The following is a 15375-nucleotide window of genomic DNA, read 5'->3' on the forward strand; positions in this document are numbered from 1 at the left end:
AATAAGGACTGCGGCTCATCTTCAAGCTTGGCTAGAGCTGGAAGGAGCTGGGTGTCGCCGGAGTAGCCAGCGGAGGGTTCGGCATGCGGTTAGAATTAGCAGTGGGAATTTTGGCAGGTCGGAAGCAGAGGATAAGCAGGAAAACAGGAACTTGCGTATCTAAAAATCGGGCAAGCTTCCACGGTTTTCTGCGCCGTCTACGGGCCGAATATAGAAACATTTGCTTACAATGCGTAAATTCTACGCAATAAACTTTTACCTATGAATACGCGTCAGGAAGTCCTGGATTTTGTGCACCACGGCGCAGAGCGGTTTTTGCCCCATCTTTCCATCGACTGCGCCATTTTCGGCTACCACGACCACGAACTCAAAACCCTGCTGATTCGGCACCACGGGCAGGAAAACTGGAGCCTGCCGGGCGGCTACATTGGCCGGCACGAAACCCTGACCGAGGCGGCCCACCGTATTCTGGCTGAGAAGACCCAGCTTACCGGCCTGTTCCTGCAGCAGTTCTACACCTTCGGCGACAGTGCCACGCGGATGAACAACATCAAGACTGAGCAGACCCATAACACGACTTACTCCAAGGTGGGCGTCAGCCTGAGCCCGGGCCACTGGCTATCGGAGCGCACCCTGTCTATTGGCTACTACGCCTTGGTCGACTACCTGCAGGTGGTCGTGACGCCCGAGTTTTTGGTGGACGAGTACTGCTGGCTGAACGTGGCTGATATCCCTCAGGAACTGGTGTACGACCACAACGAAATCATCCAGAAAGCTCTGCTGACGTTGCGGGCCCACATTTTCCAGCAGCCTATTGGCTACAACCTGCTGCGGGACAAGTTTACCCTGCCCGAAATTCACTCCCTCTACGAAACCATTCTGTGCAAGCAGATCGACCGGCGCAACTTCCGTAAGAAGCTCCTCACACTAGGCCTCATCCGGCAGCTCGACGAGCAGAAAAAAATCGGGCCGCACCGCTCCCCTTTCTTATACGAGTTCGATCTGGAGAATTACAGCCGGGCTCTGGAAGACGGCTCTATCCTGACGTTTTAGTTAGCGACTGGCCGAGCAATTGAACATGACCCGTTGTAGGCAGCGCCGCCCGGGCACCATTCCTGCTACTCTCGTAAGCAAGCCACTGCCAAGATCCGCGGCGGCCTGCTTCGTGTATGCGCTGGTACGCAAGTACAACGCGGCAACCAAGCGTCAGGCCGTCTGGGGCCACCTAAGACGACAGCGGCAACTATAACTACCCGTGCCCTTACTGAGCCCGACTGCTCAGCTTACGCTTGCCAGCCCCGGACTAATCGCCATTCTTACAAAGCCCGGGACCTTGGCAGGGCGGCCTAATCGCCCATAGGGCCTCATACGCATTGCGGTAAGCCCGGCAAAAATCCTGGTATCCGCTATAATACCCTGTGGTTCGGCACAAGGGCGAGGCACATTAAGAAAACCTAATTTGTCCAAATCCGCCCCATTCCGACCCCTACCCGCCAGAACCTTTGTTCCCAACCCACCAAGCGCTACCTTTGCCCCTCAATGCCTGTTTATACGGGCCTTTAACTGCTGAATCGTATGCTTCTCGCTGTAACCACTAATTACCAGCCGGTTGATTTTCTGCCCATTGTGGTGCAATTCGGCCTGGCCATTGCCTTCGTTGCCTTCGCCATGATTGTGTCCCACCTCGTGGGACCCAAGCGCGCCAGCACGGTAAAAGACTCCTCTTTCGAGTGCGGTATCGAGTCGGTGGGCAATGCCCGCACCCCGATTTCGATTAAATACTTCCTCACCGCCATTCTGTTCGTGCTCTTCGACGTGGAGGTAATCTTCATGTATCCCTGGGCCGTGAACTTCCGCACCCTGGGCTGGGACGGCTTCGTGCAGATGATTGTGTTCCTGACGCTGCTGATGGCGGGCTTTGCCTACGTCATCAAGAAGGGCATTCTGAAGTGGACCGGCACCCACGCCTAAGTCCAATTCAACCAAACTTTTGCCGGCTCGCTGGTGTTCGGATAAAGGGCAAACAGCCCCTCCAAACTGACAAATCTCATGAGCGATATTCGTGTTCCTGAAATAAAGATGGTGGACGCGCCCGACGGCGTGGAAGGCGCTGGCTTTTTCGCCACCTCACTGGAATCGGTGGTGGGCATGGCCCGCGCCAACTCCCTGTGGCCCCTGCCTTTTGCTACTTCCTGCTGCGGCATCGAGTTTATGGCTACCATGGGCTCGCACTACGACATCTCCCGCTTCGGCTCGGAGCGCCCCTCCTTCTCGCCCCGGCAGGCCGACCTGCTGATGGTAATGGGCACCATCGCCAAGAAAATGGCGCCCATCGTGAAGCAGGTGTACGAGCAGATGGCCGAGCCCCGCTGGGTGCTGGCCATGGGTGCCTGTGCCTGCTCGGGTGGTATTTTCGACTCCTACTCCGTGCTCCAGGGCATCGACCGGATTATTCCCGTCGATGTGTATGTGCCCGGCTGCCCGCCCCGCCCCGAGCAGGTGCTCGACGGCCTGATGCGCGTGCAGGATCTGGCCCGCACCGAATCGATTCGCCGCCGCAACGCGCCCGAGTACCAGGCGCTGCTGGCTTCTTACAACATCAAGTAGTTTGGACGCTGGCCCTTTCGGTACTCTGCCGAAAGGGCCAGTTTTCGCCTCTTAGCTTCTCGTACAGGAATGGCTGAAAATACCCAAGAATCCGCGGCAGCACCAGAAGAAACGGCGGCCCCGCTAGACCCGCAAGCAGCCAAGAACGCCCAGTTGCTTGCGCTGCTGCACCGCCTGTTCGGCGCCGACACGTTTACCGACGTGCACGAGCCCTACGGCCTGCTGACGGTGACCACGACGCGGGAGCGGATTCACGAAATCATGGCCGGCCTGCAGCAGGATCAGGAGTTGCAGATGAACTTCCTGACCACGATGTGCGGCATTCACTACCCCGAAAACGAGGGCAAGGAGTTGGGCATGATTTACCACGTGCACAGCTTGGTGAACAACCTACGCCTGCGCCTCAAGATTTTCTTCCCCATTGCCGATCCGACGGTTCCTACGCTAACCGACCTCTACGCCACGGCCAACTGGATGGAGCGCGAGGCCTACGACTTCTACGGCATCATCTTCACGGGCCACCCCAACCTCATCCGCATTCTGAATGTGGAAGACATGGACTACCACCCCATGCGCAAGGAGTACGCGCTGGAAGATGGTACCCGCGAAGACAAAACAGACCTTTTCTTCGGCCGCTAGGCCCCTGATTACTATATCATGGCAGTAAACGACACGCTGGAAGGCACCCACAAGATCATCCAGGAAGCTAAGGAACAGCAGCAGAACAGCGGCCTCGTTCCCACGCTCAACGACTTCTCGCAGGAGCTGACGACCCTGAACCTGGGTCCGACGCACCCGGCTACGCACGGCATTTTCCAGAACATCCTGCAAATGGATGGGGAGCGGATTATTTCCGGCGTGCCGACCATCGGCTACATTCACCGGGCTTTTGAGAAGATTGCCGAGCGCCGGCCCTTCTACCAAATCACGCCCCTCACCGACCGGATGAACTACTGTTCGTCGCCCATCAACAATATGGGCTGGCACATGACGGTAGAGAAGCTGCTCGGCGTGACGGTGCCCAAGCGCGCCCAGTACATGCGCGTCATTGCCATGGAACTGGCCCGCATCACCGACCACCTCATCTGTAACTCCATCCTGGGCGTGGACACGGGTGCTTTCACCGGCTTCCTCTACGTGTTCCAGGAGCGCGAGAAGGTGTACGAGATTTACGAGGAAATCTGCGGTGCCCGCCTCACCACCAACATGGGTCGCGTGGGCGGCATGGAGCGCGACTTCTCGGATGTCGCCATCCAGAAGCTGCGCGACTGGCTCAAGACCTTCCCGGCGGTGATGAAGGAGTTTGAGTCCATGTTCAACCGCAACCGCATCTTCATGGACCGCGTGGTGAACGTGGGCCCGATTACGGCGGAAAAAGCGCTGAACTACGGCTTCACCGGCCCCAACCTGCGCGCCGCTGGCGTCGACTACGACGTGCGGGCCATGAACCCCTACTCCAGCTACGAGGACTTCGAGTTCGAAATTCCCGTGGGCACCAAGGGCGACACCTACGACCGGTTCATGGTGCGCAACGAGGAAATCTGGCAGAGCCTGCGCATCATCAACCAGGCCCTGGAAAACCTGCCCGAAGGTCCGTTCCACGCCGATGCGCCGCACTACTACCTGCCCCCCAAGCAGGCCGTGTACAAGAACATGGAGGCCCTGATCTACCACTTCAAAATCATCATGGGTGAGATTGAAGCGCCGGTGGGTGAGGTGTATCACTCCGTGGAAGGCGGCAACGGCGAGTTGGGCTTCTACCTGATTTCCGACGGGGGCCGCACGCCCTACCGCCTGCACTTCCGCCGCCCCTGCTTCATTTACTACCAGGCCTACCCCGAAATGGTGGTGGGCAGCAGCCTCTCCGACGCCATCGTGACCTTGTCGTCGATGAACGTTATTGCCGGCGAGCTGGACGCGTAGTTTTTTGCTGAATTTAACTGTATGGAATCGACAACCGCGCCCGTGAAACCCCAGTTTTCGGAAGCTGCTAAGGCTGAAATAGACCGTATCTGCAAGCAATACCCGGAGGAGCGCCGCAAGTCGGCCATGCTGCCGGTGCTGCACATTGCCCAGGCCGAATTTGGCGGCTGGGTGGCGCCCGAGGTGCAGGACCTGGTGGCCGAGGTATTGGGCGTGAAACCCATCGAGGTGTACGAGGTTTCGACCTTCTACACCATGTTCAACCTCAAGCCGGTGGGCAAGCACGTGCTGGAAATCTGCCGCACGGGTCCCTGCCAGCTACGCGGCTCCGACGAGCTGACCCTGGAGCTGGAGCGTATCACCGGCGCTAAGGTTGGCGGCGGGCCGTCGGCCGACGGCCTGTTTACCTTGAAAGAGGTGGAATGCCTGGCTGCCTGCGGCTTTGCCCCGGTGGTGCAGGTGCGCGAGAAATACTACGAGCAGCTCGACACCGAAGCATCGGTAAACGCCATGCTCTCGGAGCTGCGCACCATGGTGCACCGCCCGGCTCTTCCCTGGGAAGAAAAAGGCCTGCCCAACGCCATAGCCAACAATTAACCTCTTTCAGCTAACCGCTCAGACACTATGGGACGCAAACTGCTGACCGAACATATCAACGTTGAAGGCATCGACACCTTCGAGGTGTACCGCAAGCACGGCGGCTACCGCTCGGTGGAGAAGGCCGTCAAAACCATGACCCCCGACGAGGTGGTGGAAGAGGTGAAGAAGTCGGGCCTGCGCGGCCGCGGCGGCGCCGGTTTTCCCACGGGCCTGAAGTGGAGCTTTCTGGCCAAGCCCGAAGGCGTACCGCGCTACCTCGTCTGCAACGCCGACGAATCGGAGCCGGGCACCTTCAAGGACCGGCAGCTGATGTCGAAACTGCCCCACCTGCTCATCGAGGGCATGATTACGAGTTCCTACGCCCTGGGCGCCAATACCTCGTACATCTACATCCGCGGCGAGTTGTTGTACGTGCTGCGCATCCTGGAAAAGGCCATTGCTGAAGCCTACGCAGCCGGTTTCCTGGGCAAGAACATCCTGGGCTCGGGCTACGACCTGGATTTGTACGTGCATCCCGGTGGGGGCGCTTACATCTGCGGCGAGGAAACGGCTTTGTTGGAATCCTTGGAAGGCAAGCGCGGTAACCCCCGCAACAAGCCCCCATTCCCCGCCGTGCAGGGCCTCTACGCCCGCCCGACGGTGGTGAACAACGTGGAGTCTATTGCGGCTGTGCCGGTTATCGTCAATGACGGGGGCGACGAGTACGCCAAGATTGGTGTGGGTAAGAGCACCGGCACCAAGCTGATTTCGGCCTGCGGCCACCTCAACAAGCCCGGAATTTACGAAATTGAGCTAGGCGTGCCCGTCGAGGAATTCATCTATTCGGATGAGTACTGCGGCGGCATCTGGAAAGGCCGCGACCTGAAGGCCGTGGTGGCCGGCGGTTCGTCGGTGCCGATTCTGCCCAAGGAGCTGATTCTGAAAACTGCCGCCGGCGAAAACCGCCTGATGACCTACGAGTCGTTGTCGGATGGCGGGTTCGTGACGGGCACCATGCTGGGTTCGGGTGGCTTCATTGCCATGGACGAAACCACCTGCATCGTGCGCAACACCTGGAACTTCTCGCGCTTCTACCACCACGAGTCGTGCGGGCAATGCTCGCCCTGCCGTGAGGGCACGGGCTGGCTGGAGAAAATACTGCACCGCCTCGAGCACGGCCACGGTAATGAGCGCGACATCGACGTGCTGGCCAGCGTGGCCAAGCAAATCGAAGGCAACACGATTTGCCCGCTGGGCGAAGCCGCGGCCTGGCCGGTTTCGGCCGCCATTCGTCACTTCCGCGACGAATTCGAGTGGCACGTGCGCTACCCCCAGGAAGCTACCCGCCCCGGCGCCGTGTTTCCCGGCAAAGCGGTACTGGCTTAATTTGTACTAACTGACTTTCACTTCCGCCCTTAGGAAGCTCTGAATAATGGCTAAAATAACATTTGACGGCATCGAGGTTGAAGTTCCGGACGGAACCACCATCCTCAACGCGGCCCGCACCATCGGCGGCGGCATCGTGCCCCCGGCCATGTGCTACTACACGCCGCTGAAAGGCTCGGGCGGCAAGTGCCGCGCCTGCCTCGTGCGCGTAGCCGCCGGTTCGGCCAAAGACCCCCGCCCCATGCCCAAGCTGGTCGCCTCGTGCGTGACGCCGGTGCAGGACGGTATGGTGGTCGAGAATACGACGTCCGAGCAGGTGCTCAACGTGCGCAAGGGCATCGTGGAAATGCTGCTCATCAATCACCCGCTGGACTGCCCCGTGTGCGACCAGGCCGGGGAGTGTGATCTGCAGAACTTCGCCTTTGAGCACGGCGTGAGCACGACTCGCTACGAAGAGGAGCGCCGCACCTTCGAGAAAATTGACATCGGGCCGCTGATTCAGCTGCACATGACGCGCTGCATCCTGTGCTACCGCTGCGTGTACACCGCCGACCAGCTCACCGAGAAGCGCGTGCACGGCGTACTAGGCCGCGGCGACGCCGCCGAAATCGGTACCTACATCGAGAACATCATTGACAACGAGTTCAGCGGCAACGTCATCGACGTGTGCCCGGTGGGCGCTTTGACCGATAAAACCTTCCGCTTCAAGCAGCGGGTGTGGTTTACGAAACCCGTAAATGCCCACCGTGACTGCGAGAATCCCAAGTGCTGCGGCAAAGTGGTGCTCTGGTACAAAGGCAAGGACGTGCTGCGCATAACGGCCCGCAAGGACCAGTACGGCGAGGTAAAGGAGTGGATCTGCAACACCTGCCGCTTCGACAAGAAGGAAACGTCGGACTGGACCATCGAAGGCCCGGCTCACATCGACCGGTCGTCGGTGATTTCGGCCAACCACTACGAGCTGCCCGTGCTCAACGCCCAGGTTATTGCCGACCTGCCCGAAAGCTCCGTCCGCGACCTGGAACAGAATCCTCCCATGCGCTTAGGTAATTAGTTTTTAGGTAGTGGTTTTTGGTTTTTGGCTTTGTTCCGACAGACGCCAGCCCAAAGACCAAAAACCAAAAACGAGAAACCAAAAACCATCCATGATAGAACTACCAACCTTAGGCTGGCAATCCATTGTTATCCTCGTCGTTTTCGGCGTTTCGCTACTGATTGCGACCTACTGCACCTACGCCGAGCGCGTTATTGCGGCCTTTTTGCAGGACCGTGTCGGCCCGGACCGCGCCGGTCCTTTCGGCCTGTTGCAGCCCCTGGCCGATGCCGTAAAGCTCTTTACGAAAGAGGAGTTCTTCCCGGCTGGTGCCAACAAGGCCCTGTTTATCATGGGTCCTTGCCTGGCTATGATTACGGCCCTGATGTCGTCGGCGGTTATTCCATTCGGCAACGTAATCCAGTTCGGCAACAACGTCTTTAACCTGCAGGGTATTGAAGTCAACATCGGCATGCTGTGGGTGTTCGGCATCGTGTCCTTGGGCGTGTATGGCGTGATGATTGGCGGCTGGGCTTCCAACAACAAGTTCTCTTTGCTCGGCGCCATCCGGGCTGGTTCCCAGAACATCAGCTATGAACTAGCTATGGGTATGGCGCTCATTGCCGTACTGATGATTTCGGGCACCTTGTCGCTGCGCGAAATCACGCTGCAGCAGTCGGTAGCGGGCGAGTGGCACTTCTGGAACATCGTGAAACAGCCCCTGGGCTTCATTATTTTCCTGGTCTGCGCCTTTGCCGAAACTAACCGCACGCCCTTCGATTTGCCCGAGTGCGAAACCGAGCTGGTGGGTGGCTACCATACCGAGTATAGCTCCATGAAAATGGGCCTCTACCTGTTTGCCGAGTACGTGAACGTATTCGTGGCTTCGGCCGTGATGAGCGTGCTCTACTTCGGCGGCTTCAACTTCCCCTTCCAGTACGAATTGCGTGACTGGTTGGTATCGGCCCAGGGCTGGGAGCTGATGTCGGCCCAAAACCTGATTTCCGTGCTCGGCCTGCTGGGCTTGTTCGGCAAGATCTTCGCCTTCATCTTCTTTTTCATGTGGGTGCGCTGGACCCTGCCCCGTTTCCGCTACGACCAGCTGATGCGCCTGGGCTGGACCATTCTGATTCCGCTGGCCATCTTCAACATCGTGCTCACCGGCGGCCTGATTCTGGGCGGTATCATTAAGTAACAGAACCTATGCAGTCCTTAAGCAATAGAGCGAAAAAGCTGGAGGCCAAGCCCATGACGCTGGCCGAGCGGGCTTACCTGCCGGCCATCTTTCAGGGTCTGAGCATCACCATGCGCCACTTTTTCCGGGCCGCTACCAAAAAGCAGGTGACGGTTCGGTACCCCGAAGAGCAGCGTCCTTTCTCCCCCATCTTCCGCGGCCTGCACGTGCTCAAGCGCGACGAAGTGGGCCGGGAGCGGTGCACCGCCTGCGGCCTGTGCGCCGTGGCCTGCCCCGCCGAAGCCATTACGATGGTAGCCGGGGAGCGGAAAAAAGGAGAGGAAGGCCTCTACCGCGAGGAGAAGTACGCCGTCAGCTACGAGGTGAACATGCTGCGCTGCATCTTCTGCGGCCTCTGCGAGGAAGCCTGCCCCAAAGCCGCCGTGTACCTGCAGCCCGATAAGATGGCCCCGCCCCGCTTCGAGCGCGACGAGTTTATCTACGGCAAAGACCGGCTCGTGGAGCCGGTTGATCCTGCTGCCCGCAGCATCCGCGGCATCCAGCTGACGCCCGAACAGGCACAGGCGCTGAGCCAGCGCATAGCCCAGTAGAACATCAATTCCCCTCCTTCTTAATGAATGGTGCCCGAAGGGCGGGGTGGTTTGTCGTTGTTTAGCCGGACAATCAGACTCACCGATTATCAACCATCCCTAGCCCCTGCTCATCTGAGGAGGGGAACTAGTTTTCTAGCTTTTAGCAGTAGCTTTCCGCCAATGGCCTCTTCTCCTTCCCTGTTTTTCTTCCTGTCATTTGTGGCCTTGTTTGCGGCCCTGGGCGTAGTGCTGGCCAAAAACCCGGTGCATAGCGTGCTGTTCCTGATCCTGACGTTCTTCTCACTTTCGGGGCACTACCTGATTCTGAACGCGCAGTTTCTGGCCGCCGTGAACATCATCGTATACGCCGGTGCCATCATGGTGCTGTTCCTGTTCGTGATTATGTTCCTGAACCTGAACGCCGACACGGAACCCCACAAATCGACCATGTCGAAGGTAGCAGCGGCCGTAGCAGGCGGCTTGCTGCTGGTGGTAATGGTAGCGGCCCTGCGCGATGTGCAGACGGCTAACACGTTCAACGCCGCCACCTTTGATTCGCAGATCGGCATGGTCAGCCAGCTAGGCATGGTGCTTTACACTAAATACCTGCTGCCCTTCGAGCTGGCCTCGGTACTGTTCCTGGCCGCTATGGTTGGGGCCGTGATGCTGGGCAAGCGCGAAGCCGGAGAGCGAAATTTCTAATGTGAGTCTATAAATGCAATTGCAACAACTTGTCAAGATTCAGCTCCTGATTTCAGGAGCTGTTTTCTTTTTATCGGGGTGTAATCCTTCCGACAAAGAATCTGGCTGGAGCGAAGAAACCCAGATATACAATGCTAATGCAGACGACTCTCTGATGGTTGCTGCTCAGCAGAAGAGCCGCAAGACTGTTGGTGAATTTGTTACTGCTCTGACAAGCGGTGATACAACCATGTATAATTTTGGTGTTAAAGCTGCTTTCCCAGCCGATGGATTCCAAGAACATATTTGGCTTAGCAACCTCACGGTCAAAGGTGATTCTATATACGGAGCAATTGATAATGAGCCAGAATACACAAAAACCGTCAGTATAGGTCAACGTGTAGCTGTACACAAGGACTCGATTACCGATTGGAATTACACGAAGAACAACCGACTGGTTGGTGGTTATTCCATTAGAGTAATCCGTAATCGGATGTCACAAAAGGAAAGAGCCGAATTCGACAAAGCTACCGAGTGGCAATTCTAGAACCGAAAGTGGCGCCTGAAGTATCAGGCGCCACTTTTATGTTTCCGCCAAACTGGGCCGAGATGATGCAAGCCGGAATTCTTGGCCTGCTGCGTTTACCAGGTTATTCACCAAGGATTTGCCGGCACCTACAGAGGAAGCCAACTCGAACATTAAAATTCCTACATCTTTATCCCGCAAATACAGCCCTCACTTACTCGTAATGCATATGAAGCTATTGGCGGCCATTGGTCAGGGAATCCTGCTACTCACGGTTTTAGCCTGCTCGCGGGAGAAAGTACCGTCCGAGGAAATAGAGGGCTACAGCTTCACGCGAAGTCCCAAAGCGGCGTCGGCCCAGGAAACGGTGGGCATGATTCTGGGGCAGGTCAACGGGCAACAAGCCCGGCAGGCGGCCACCGACGGCCAAGACCATTACACGGGCATCGGGCAGGTGCAGGAGGACGGGACGGTGCAAGTAGCCCTTCCTGTCGACACCGACTATCTGGTGGTAGCCGACAGCAGTGCATTCCAGCAGGTGCTGGAGGCTCAGGCATTCGGAGCCTCCCAACCTAATGCTGCCGCCCGCATTGATTTCAAACGCGAGTTTGTGGTGCTGCTTATTCACCCGCCCATGGCATTTTCCGGGGCTACCTTTCTCGATGGAGTGCAAGCGGAAGTAGAAGCGGATAATACCGTGCGGCTGGAGCTGTCGACGACTCCCCTCCCAGCATCCGATCTGCAGCAAAAGGCCTATGGTCAGTACAACTACCAGGTCAGCATGTACAAGCTGGCCCGCAAAGACTTTCAACGGGCCCACATCGTCTTTGCCGGACAGGAAGAGGATGCGCCGGCCTACGTGCCGCTGTAGCGCGTTAGCGCCTCAGTCGCGAAGGAAGGTCCTGGTCTAAACGGGCGGCTCCTGGATTCCCGGAAGCTGCCTTTCTATTCTATCTTTTCCGTCTTATCTACTCACGCTATGCAACGCCGCTCTTTTCTGCTGCTCTGTTCCAAGAAGACCTTTATTACCACGCTGCTCGTGGCAACGGCTACCATCATAGCAGTGTGGTTTGTGGGCCTGAGGCAGGAATGGACGCTGTTCCGGGACTCATTGGTAGCAGCTACTATTCTGACGGCCTCCTTCTCGTCGTTTCTCACCGTGAGCTTGTATGTGGGAGTGAAGCTGCGCGATACGCTTGGCCCTATTGCCACCCGGCAGCGGCTCCTGGCGCTTCCGGAGAATTTACCGGACGTGGATTTGGCAGACCTGGACTTCGATGCGGGAGAAGGGGCCGGGATTCTTATGGCAATTCTATTCTGGCTGCTGGCAGCGGTGGTAGCCGTAGCACTGTTATGGATGTTTGCGGCCATTGCCTGGGCGGCCTTTGTTATCTGCGCGGCTATTCTGTACTGGATATTCTTTCGGGCGCTGCGGCTGGTATTTCGCCATTCGGCCTGGTGCAAAGGCCACCTGCTGCGCAGCCTGCGCTACAGCCTCACCTACACGGCCCTCTATCTGGGCTGGCTCTACGGGATAATTCTGCTGCTACACTACCTGCGGTGAGGCGCTAAGGTAGGTGCCGTTCAATCCGTACTTGCTTTCTTACCCACTTTCTACTGGTCCCGCCCGACGGTATCCAACGCCCGCTTGGGGTACCTGTCCTGGGCATGCACGACCCTTCTCTTCACTATTCGCTGCACTGGCGGCTCCTCGGAAATAGCCTCTGAACGCATAGCTGCCGCCCAGATACTGCTGTCGAGTAGAGTACCTTCTGAGAAAACAGCTGCGCTGTAACAGTCCTGGCGGCACAAGCCCGCCACTCCGCTTGGTTGTTTTACACGAGCGAGCGGAGTGGCGGGCTTGCTCTGTATCAAGCTTTTATGAATCAGGAGAAGCGTATTGCCCAAGATGCTTTATGGGTATTTTTATAAATAATTAGTTTTAAATTAGGCATGCAACTTACCATGTAGCTTATGTGGCAGGATGAAACTGTGCTCGAAGCCGCTAATTCGGCCCTTACGGAAGCTCACCTTCAACACCTGAGCGTGTCGCTCCACCAAAGCCCAACGGTCGTTCAGAATACATTCGCCCGGCTGGTGGCCTTGGTCATCCGGAGCTTGCAGGACCGGGTACGCAAGCCCAATGGCGAAGAGGCGCTCTGGACGCTGACGCGCCAGGCTCAAGAGGCGAAGCTGCTGCCCACGCTCAGTACGCTCGACCCGCACACGCACCGGGGCCGCAACCTGATGCAGGGCCTGCTCGGGGAGCGGTATGCAGACACGACCCGCCAGCTTGCGAGTACCGCTGCCCTGCCCGCAGCGGCCTTCGACCACCTGCTGGAAGTTGCCGTGGCCGCGGTATTGGGCACGCTGGGCCAACGGGCCACCGACCAGCAGCTCGATGCGCCGGCCCTTAGCCAGTGGCTGCAGCAGCAGCCCCGGAGTGCGAATCCCGCGCCTCTGCCCCAGGCAAAACCGGCCGCGCTTCGCCCAGATTCTGACAAGGAAACGATACAGCGCTTTACCGTTGCGGGAGCTGGCACCTGGGAAAAGGTAGGCGGCGGCATCACCTTTACGCCGGGGTCCGGCGCACCGCGCAAAAGCAGCAAAGTGCCGGGCTGGGTGTGGCTGCTGGTGCCCCTGGCCGGATTGGGCTATCTGGGCGGTCAAATGCTGGGCGGCCCGGGTCAGTCCGCAATACAGCCCGGGCAAAGCTACCCCGCGGGTACGCCGGCTATGTCGGTAGCCAATGTGGTACTGCCAACCGAAGCCGCGCGCACAGCAGCACCGCCCACCCTTGCGCCGTCATCTGAGTTGGGGAGCTCTAACGCGGCGGCTATGCCTTATACCCCGCTACCGAACCCCGAGGGCTACACTACCGGTCACGCTTTGCTGCTGACCTTACCCAATGGCAGCCGGCAGCGGGTAACAGCCCACTCGACGGAATACCGCCTCTACCGCTACCTGACTGACCCTACCCAGCAGGCCGATTCGCTGCACCCCACGGCCGGCTGGCTTTCTGCTGACCGGGTGTATTTCACACCCGGAAAGGCTACGCTGACCCGGGAATCGCAGGAGCAGCTACGCAGGCTGGCGGCCATTCTGAAGGCTTTTCCCCAGGCTCAGATTAAGCTGGCAAGCCACGCGGCCCCCACGGGAGATGAGCAGGCAAACCAGCAGCTCAGCCAGCAGCGCGCCCGGGCCGCCATGTACGCCCTGAGCGCGCTGGGCGTAGCCAGAAGCCGGCTGCTGACCGCCGGCTATGGCACCCAGGCCCTATCTGCCACGCATGCTTCCCCCACTGGGCTAGCGCTAAACCAACTGAGCATGCAGGTACTCAACCGGGCTATAGCAGCGGCTGTGCCCGTCAAAGCCAGAGAAGCCGCCGCGAGTGGCCGGCGCCCGGTAGCCTACACCACCCCCGCGAAACCCGGCAAAGCCCGGGAGCTGCGGCCACGGCGCACCAAAGTAGGCCGCTGGCTGCAACGCCTGGGGACGCGCATGCGGAAGAAGCGGCCCAGAAAAGCAAAGTCTCACGCGTTCATGCTGTTTGGGCCGCCGGCCGGCTGCAGGCCCATATCCGGAACCGGGAAAGCACCGATGCGACCCACTGAGGTTAGCATTTGTACTGCATGACATCCGGACCTTCATAAACAAAAGCGGCTCCTGAGAAATCAGGAGCCGCTTTTGTTGGCTACTCAGTTGCTGTCGTCGGGGCCGGTTCGGCGCCGCGCCGCATCCAGGGCGGGCCGCAGCTGGCGCGCATCTTCTGCCGGAATTTCTCCTGCTCCTCCGGCGTCATACTGGCCATGCGGGTTTCCATGCGCTGTTTCCAGTCGTTCTTGTGTTTCTGCCACTTGCGGCTGAAGTTGGGCCGCCCGCCTCCGCCCCGAAAGCCGGTCAGCAGACGCGTGAGCAGCAGCAGACCTAGGGCTTGCCAGAAGCTGATGAAAGGGCCGTGGAAAAGCTCGGGGACCAGCCAGTTCCACAGCGCCCTGGTGCCAAAGCCCATAACGAGGATGAACAGGGCACCGAGGAAGGCAATTTTGAGGCCGCGCAGCAGCCAGAATTTACGATTCATGGGGGTGTTGCTTTTATAAAGGACGTCCGGCTGAAGGTGACCAGGCAGGACGGTCTTTTGTTAGTCGGTAAACAGATTCGTGTAGAGCACTTGCAGGCGCTGGCGCAGGTGCTGCACGGCGTAGTGCTTGCGCGAAATCAGGGTTTTGAGCGGCACGCCGGTTTCCTCGGCCAGCTCCTTGAAGCTCTTGCCCTCCAGCTCGTGCCACACGAACACGTCGCGCTGGTTTTTGGGCAATTCGGCCAGGGCGTCGGCCAGGGCTTCCATCAGGGTTTCGCGCAGCAGGCGGTTTTCGGGCGCATCATCGTCGGCGGGCAGCACGTCGGCCAGCAGTAGGGAGCCTTCCTCGTTGTCGTCGGCGTAGCGCAGCATCTCCTCTTCCAGCGATGCCGTCTTCTTTTTGCGGTAGAGGTCCGTGATGCGGTTGCGGGCCACGCGGAACAGCCAGGAGGCCACTTTTTCCACGGGCTTGAGCATCCGGTAGCTTTCCACCAGCTCCCCGAAGACATCCTGCAGAATATCCTCGGCGTCGGCCGGGTCGGGTACGCGGCGGCGAATGAAGGCCAGCAGCCGACCACGCTGCTGCTGCACGGCCTCCTGAATCTGCCGGTCCTGTCCTCTCATCGTGCCTACGGGTAAGGCGTTTAGTGCAAGTGCGTCCATTCTGACTAAACAGACGCGGAAGGCGGAAAAATACTTTATCGGCGCGAGAATATTTTGCGGGATATATAGCCCAGGCCGCCAGGAAAAAAGAACCGCCTGCCGAGCCCGAGCGAAGTAGCTAGCGGGCAA

General features: G+C 58.7%; 17 protein-coding genes. 15 read left to right on the plus strand and 2 right to left on the minus strand.

Annotated features, from left to right (window positions below; genetic code table 11):
• Window positions 1–261: 261 nt before the first annotated feature.
• The 15 genes from LGH70_RS17080 to LGH70_RS17150 all read left to right on the plus strand — a co-directional run bounded on the left by LGH70_RS17080 (window position 262) and on the right by LGH70_RS17150 (window position 14138).
• Window positions 262–1053 (plus strand): NUDIX hydrolase, encoded by a 792-nt coding sequence (locus tag LGH70_RS17080; protein ID WP_226188046.1) that lies wholly within the window; start codon window positions 262–264, stop codon window positions 1051–1053.
• Between the two features lie 522 nt (window positions 1054–1575).
• The gene (locus LGH70_RS17085; protein WP_226188049.1) at window positions 1576–1971 is read left to right on the plus strand and encodes an NADH-quinone oxidoreductase subunit A; all 396 of its coding nucleotides are present in this window, start codon (window positions 1576–1578) and stop codon (window positions 1969–1971) included.
• A gap of 78 nt (window positions 1972–2049) precedes the next feature.
• Window positions 2050–2607 carry an NADH-quinone oxidoreductase subunit B gene (locus LGH70_RS17090; protein WP_073109614.1) on the plus strand — a complete coding sequence of 186 codons (558 nt, stop codon included), beginning with the start codon at window positions 2050–2052 and terminating at the stop codon, window positions 2605–2607.
• A 69-nt stretch (window positions 2608–2676) separates the two neighbouring features.
• Window positions 2677–3246 carry an NADH-quinone oxidoreductase subunit C gene (locus LGH70_RS17095; RefSeq protein ID WP_226188052.1) on the plus strand — a complete coding sequence of 190 codons (570 nt, stop codon included), beginning with the start codon at window positions 2677–2679 and terminating at the stop codon, window positions 3244–3246.
• A gap of 18 nt (window positions 3247–3264) precedes the next feature.
• On the plus strand, window positions 3265–4530 hold the full coding sequence (gene nuoD / locus LGH70_RS17100) for an NADH dehydrogenase (quinone) subunit D (RefSeq protein WP_226188056.1): 1266 nt from the start codon (window positions 3265–3267) through the stop codon (window positions 4528–4530).
• 21 nt (window positions 4531–4551) lie between these two features.
• Window positions 4552–5127, plus strand: a complete 576-nt coding sequence (locus LGH70_RS17105; RefSeq protein ID WP_226188059.1) for an NADH-quinone oxidoreductase subunit NuoE family protein — start codon at window positions 4552–4554, stop codon at window positions 5125–5127.
• 27 nt (window positions 5128–5154) lie between these two features.
• Window positions 5155–6495 (plus strand): NADH-quinone oxidoreductase subunit NuoF, encoded by a 1341-nt coding sequence (nuoF, locus tag LGH70_RS17110; RefSeq protein ID WP_226188061.1) that lies wholly within the window; start codon window positions 5155–5157, stop codon window positions 6493–6495.
• Window positions 6496–6541: 46 nt separating this feature from the next.
• Window positions 6542–7549 carry an NADH-quinone oxidoreductase subunit G gene (locus LGH70_RS17115; protein WP_226188063.1) on the plus strand — a complete coding sequence of 336 codons (1008 nt, stop codon included), beginning with the start codon at window positions 6542–6544 and terminating at the stop codon, window positions 7547–7549.
• 91 nt (window positions 7550–7640) lie between these two features.
• On the plus strand, window positions 7641–8723 hold the full coding sequence (gene nuoH, locus LGH70_RS17120) for an NADH-quinone oxidoreductase subunit NuoH (RefSeq protein WP_262905393.1): 1083 nt from the start codon (window positions 7641–7643) through the stop codon (window positions 8721–8723).
• 8 nt (window positions 8724–8731) lie between these two features.
• Window positions 8732–9313: a NuoI/complex I 23 kDa subunit family protein gene (locus LGH70_RS17125; protein ID WP_226188065.1), complete on the plus strand. Its 582-nt coding sequence runs from the start codon at window positions 8732–8734 to the stop codon at window positions 9311–9313.
• Window positions 9314–9475: 162 nt separating this feature from the next.
• Entirely contained in the window at window positions 9476–9997 is a 522-nt protein-coding gene (locus LGH70_RS17130; protein WP_226188067.1) for an NADH-quinone oxidoreductase subunit J family protein, read from the plus strand.
• Window positions 9998–10010: 13 nt separating this feature from the next.
• Window positions 10011–10523 (plus strand): YegJ family protein, encoded by a 513-nt coding sequence (locus tag LGH70_RS17135; RefSeq protein ID WP_226188069.1) that lies wholly within the window; start codon window positions 10011–10013, stop codon window positions 10521–10523.
• Between the two features lie 208 nt (window positions 10524–10731).
• Window positions 10732–11373 (plus strand): hypothetical protein, encoded by a 642-nt coding sequence (locus LGH70_RS17140; protein WP_226188071.1) that lies wholly within the window; start codon window positions 10732–10734, stop codon window positions 11371–11373.
• A 108-nt stretch (window positions 11374–11481) separates the two neighbouring features.
• Window positions 11482–12066, plus strand: a complete 585-nt coding sequence (locus tag LGH70_RS17145; RefSeq protein ID WP_226188073.1) for a hypothetical protein — start codon at window positions 11482–11484, stop codon at window positions 12064–12066.
• Between the two features lie 410 nt (window positions 12067–12476).
• Window positions 12477–14138, plus strand: a complete 1662-nt coding sequence (locus tag LGH70_RS17150) for an OmpA family protein (RefSeq protein ID WP_226188076.1) — start codon at window positions 12477–12479, stop codon at window positions 14136–14138.
• A gap of 58 nt (window positions 14139–14196) precedes the next feature.
• Here the strand turns inward: LGH70_RS17150 and LGH70_RS17155 are convergent, their stop codons facing one another.
• Both LGH70_RS17155 and LGH70_RS17160 read right to left on the minus strand, forming a co-directional pair.
• Complete coding sequence (locus tag LGH70_RS17155) at window positions 14197–14583, minus strand: hypothetical protein (RefSeq protein WP_226188079.1); 387 nt, start codon at window positions 14581–14583, stop codon at window positions 14197–14199.
• A 60-nt stretch (window positions 14584–14643) separates the two neighbouring features.
• On the minus strand, window positions 14644–15246 hold the full coding sequence (locus LGH70_RS17160) for an RNA polymerase sigma factor (protein ID WP_226188083.1): 603 nt from the start codon (window positions 15244–15246) through the stop codon (window positions 14644–14646).
• Window positions 15247–15375: the final 129 nt, after the last annotated feature.

It is taken from the genome of Hymenobacter nitidus (assembly GCF_020447315.1).
Classification (GTDB): domain Bacteria; phylum Bacteroidota; class Bacteroidia; order Cytophagales; family Hymenobacteraceae; genus Hymenobacter; species Hymenobacter nitidus.

Bases quoted from the DNA above. Each gene is read 5' to 3' on its own strand.
- LGH70_RS17130 (WP_226188067.1), top strand. From the start codon at position 9,476: ATGGCCTCTTCTCCTTCCCTGTTTTTCTTCCTGTCATTTGTGGCCTTG.
- nuoH (WP_262905393.1), top strand. From the start codon at position 7,641: ATGATAGAACTACCAACCTTAGGCTGGCAATCCATTGTTATCCTCGTC.
- LGH70_RS17140 (WP_226188071.1), top strand. From the start codon at position 10,732: ATGAAGCTATTGGCGGCCATTGGTCAGGGAATCCTGCTACTCACGGTT.
- LGH70_RS17160 (WP_226188083.1), bottom strand. From the start codon at position 15,246: ATGGACGCACTTGCACTAAACGCCTTACCCGTAGGCACGATGAGAGGA.
- LGH70_RS17145 (WP_226188073.1), top strand. From the start codon at position 11,482: ATGCAACGCCGCTCTTTTCTGCTGCTCTGTTCCAAGAAGACCTTTATT.
- LGH70_RS17090 (WP_073109614.1), top strand. From the start codon at position 2,050: ATGAGCGATATTCGTGTTCCTGAAATAAAGATGGTGGACGCGCCCGAC.
- LGH70_RS17115 (WP_226188063.1), top strand. From the start codon at position 6,542: ATGGCTAAAATAACATTTGACGGCATCGAGGTTGAAGTTCCGGACGGA.
- LGH70_RS17125 (WP_226188065.1), top strand. From the start codon at position 8,732: ATGCAGTCCTTAAGCAATAGAGCGAAAAAGCTGGAGGCCAAGCCCATG.
- LGH70_RS17150 (WP_226188076.1), top strand. From the start codon at position 12,477: ATGTGGCAGGATGAAACTGTGCTCGAAGCCGCTAATTCGGCCCTTACG.
- LGH70_RS17155 (WP_226188079.1), bottom strand. From the start codon at position 14,583: ATGAATCGTAAATTCTGGCTGCTGCGCGGCCTCAAAATTGCCTTCCTC.
- nuoF (WP_226188061.1), top strand. From the start codon at position 5,155: ATGGGACGCAAACTGCTGACCGAACATATCAACGTTGAAGGCATCGAC.
- LGH70_RS17105 (WP_226188059.1), top strand. From the start codon at position 4,552: ATGGAATCGACAACCGCGCCCGTGAAACCCCAGTTTTCGGAAGCTGCT.
- LGH70_RS17080 (WP_226188046.1), top strand. From the start codon at position 262: ATGAATACGCGTCAGGAAGTCCTGGATTTTGTGCACCACGGCGCAGAG.
- LGH70_RS17135 (WP_226188069.1), top strand. From the start codon at position 10,011: ATGCAATTGCAACAACTTGTCAAGATTCAGCTCCTGATTTCAGGAGCT.
- nuoD (WP_226188056.1), top strand. From the start codon at position 3,265: ATGGCAGTAAACGACACGCTGGAAGGCACCCACAAGATCATCCAGGAA.
- LGH70_RS17085 (WP_226188049.1), top strand. From the start codon at position 1,576: ATGCTTCTCGCTGTAACCACTAATTACCAGCCGGTTGATTTTCTGCCC.
- LGH70_RS17095 (WP_226188052.1), top strand. From the start codon at position 2,677: ATGGCTGAAAATACCCAAGAATCCGCGGCAGCACCAGAAGAAACGGCG.